This is a genomic window from Immundisolibacter sp. (assembly GCF_028696615.1).
Lineage (GTDB): Bacteria > Pseudomonadota > Gammaproteobacteria > Immundisolibacterales > Immundisolibacteraceae > Immundisolibacter.
On the sequence record NZ_JAQVGQ010000306.1, the window covers coordinates 1 to 2,718 of the forward strand.

A 2,718-nucleotide genomic window follows, 5' to 3' on the forward strand; every position below is an offset into this window, starting at 1 on the left:
GGGTGTGGCGCAACTCGGCGGGGTCCGCTGCGTGGCGGTCCTGGCAGGCGGCGGCGAGCGCCGGCGACAGCGTGGCCGGCCAGCGGCGGGCGTGCGGCGAATAGCCGGGGCGGTTGGCGACGGCGATGTGCGCCAGGCCGAAGATCTCCTGCCATCGGTGCCAGGCCGGCAGGCCTTCGAAGGCGTCGGCACCGAGGATCAGCACCAGCGGACGCTGCGGACCGAGTTCGGCGCGCAGGCGTTCGAGCGTGAGCACGGTATAGCTCTTGCGTTCGCTGCGGACCTCGCCATCGTCGATCTCGAAGCCGGGATTGCCGGCCGCGGCGAGCCGCGCCATGGCCAGCCGGTCGTCGGCGGTGCTGCCGGGCTCGCCGCGGTGGGGCGGCTGGCCGGCGGGGATCAGGCGCACGCGCGCCAGCCCAAGTGCTTCGCGCGCCTCTTCGGCCAGCCGCAGGTGGCCGAGGTGGATCGGGTCGAAGGTGCCGCCGAGCAGGCCCAGCGGGCCGCTGCCGTCCGGCTGCTCAGTCGGGCGTGGCATCGTTGTCGGGCGGGGTCAGCACGCGCGCGGCGTTGCCCTCGGGCAGGCCGAACACGTCGCGGGCATTGGCGAAGAAGCTGGCGAACAGCACCGGGATCAGGATCAGCGGTACCGGGAAGGAAGCCAGTGTGGCGAGTGTCGGCGACACCAGGCCAAGGACGCCGATGACGAGGCCGGGGACGAAAGCGCCGAACAGCAGCAGCCCCACGGCGTAGGCCAGGAAGGGCCGCCAGTTGCGCAGGCAGGCGTAGAAGCTGAAGAACATCGCCTTGGGGGCGGGTATCTTCCACCACGCAGCCAGCATCGGCGCGAACCAGTAGGCCATCATCAGCGGGGTCGACAGCAGCAGCGCCACCAGCAGCGAGAAGCCGAGGTTGGAGTCGGCCGCGGCCTGTTCGTCGATCTCGCCGCTGCGCATTGCCTGCGCCAGCGTGCCGTCGTCGACCAGCCCGACCAGGAACAGCACGACAAGGGTGCCGATGAGGTAGATGCCGCCGATGGTGACGAGCGCCTGCAGGTTGGTGCGAAAGCCCGAGAACAGCACGTCGGGGCCGACCTTGCGGCCTGCGTCGATGGCGCGGCAGGCGTTGAGCACGCCGACCGACAGCGCCGGCATGATCAGCGAAGAGGCGAGCTGACCGATGAGCGGCACGATGCTGATCACGACCAGCGTGAGCAGGTAGCCGAAGGCAGCGAAGGTGAGCAGCGCCGGGTTGCGGCGCCACAGCTGCAGGCCTTCGCGCAGCCAGGCCCAGCCGCGCTGGGAGGGGAGTTGGTTTGCTTGCATGAGTGGGTCTTCAGGTCTGGGGCGGCACGTCGCCGGGGGGCGGTGCGGGGGGGGCGTCGGCTACGAGGGCGTCCGGCGACGGCAGGGCGGGCAGTGCCGGCGCGAAGGTCTCGCGCCAGGCCGCATACAGCGCGCCGGCGATCACCGGGATCAGCGCCAGCATGCCGAGTCCGGCAGGGATCATGGCCACCCACACCAGCACGTAGAGCAGGGTGGCGAGCACAAGGAAGGCGAGCAGGTTGTGCATGCAGGCACGCGCGGACAGCTTCATGGCGTCGAGCGGGGCGACGTCGTGCAGCATGACCAGCGCCGGGGCGAACCACAGCGCCATCATCAGCAGCGCCCACAGCACGGTGAACACGAGCACGCCGAGCATCATGCCGCCCGCCGCCACGCCCGCGCCGGGCACCGCGCCGACGACCATGCCGGTGAGCACTGCGCTGCCGCCGATGGCCGCGGCGATCAGCGCCGCCAGCAGCGCGCCGAGCAGGTGGAAGACGCCGACCAGCAGCAGGTTGCCGGCATGGCGGCGGATGCCCTCGAACAGGTGGTCCACGCGCAGCGCCTGGCCGCGGTCGAGCGCCTGCGCGCCGGCGAGCATGCCGCCGACCAGCACCGGCAGGGCGATGGGCGCCGCGGCCCAGCCGAGGAAGGGCAGGACACCGAGTGCGGCGAGGATCACGAACAGGATCAGCGCCTGGACGGCCCATACGCCGGGCGCCTTCAAGAACAGGCGCCAGCCGTCGGCGAGCCACTGCAGGGCGTGGCCGGGGACGACGTCGCCTGGGGCGGGCGGGGGCGGGTGACGCCGGTGCGTGTTCATAGCGGCAGGGGCGGCACGCCGGCGGCGCGCAGGCGCAGGATGTCGCGGTATTCGTCGGGGTCCTTCACCAGCACCATCTCGCCCGCGCGCGGCTGGTGGAAGTCGGCGGCGCGCGACAGCCAGAAGCGCAACGCGGCGGCGCGCAGCATGGCGGGCCAGGCGGCGCGCTCGGCGTCGGTGAAGGGGCGTTCGGCGTGATAGGCCTCGAGCAGGGCGGCGGTGCGCTGCGGATCGAGCGCTGCGTCGGGCTGGGCGCACCAGTCGTTGACGGTGACGGCGACGTCGAACAGCAGAGCGTCGTAGCCGGCGAAGTAGAAGTCGATGACGCCGCCGATGCGCGGCGTGCCATCGTCGTCGTCCCACAGCACGTTGTCGCGGAACAGATCGGCGTGGATGGCGCCGGCGGGTAGCGATTCGATGTCCACCCTGGCCTGGAAGGCGAGTTCGGCGTCGAGCAGGGCCTGTTCGTCGGCGGGCAGGAACGGCCGCACGACGGCGGCCGTGGCGCTGCGCCAGCCCGCGCCGCGCGGGTTCTCCTGGCGGCGGCCGTAGGACTGGCCGGCCAGGTGC

Annotated in this window: 4 protein-coding genes; all 4 read right to left on the bottom strand. The window is 72.3% G+C overall.

What is annotated here, in order from left to right; genetic code table 11:
• A partial coding sequence (nadD, locus tag PHC73_RS13620) for a nicotinate-nucleotide adenylyltransferase (RefSeq protein WP_300129341.1) occupies window positions 1-538 on the bottom strand: 538 nt, incomplete at its 3' end.
• Window positions 522-1,325, bottom strand: a complete 804-nt coding sequence (locus tag PHC73_RS13625) for a BPSS1780 family membrane protein (protein WP_282809879.1) — start codon at window positions 1,323-1,325, stop codon at window positions 522-524. The genes PHC73_RS13625 and nadD, both read right to left, overlap by 17 nt.
• Before the next feature lie 10 nt (window positions 1,326-1,335).
• Window positions 1,336-2,148 (bottom strand): BPSS1780 family membrane protein, encoded by an 813-nt coding sequence (locus PHC73_RS13630; RefSeq protein ID WP_004293104.1) that lies wholly within the window; start codon window positions 2,146-2,148, stop codon window positions 1,336-1,338.
• The coding region (locus tag PHC73_RS13635) for a phosphotransferase (RefSeq protein ID WP_300129345.1) at window positions 2,145-2,718 on the bottom strand (574 nt) is incomplete at its 5' end. The genes PHC73_RS13630 and PHC73_RS13635, both read right to left, overlap by 4 nt.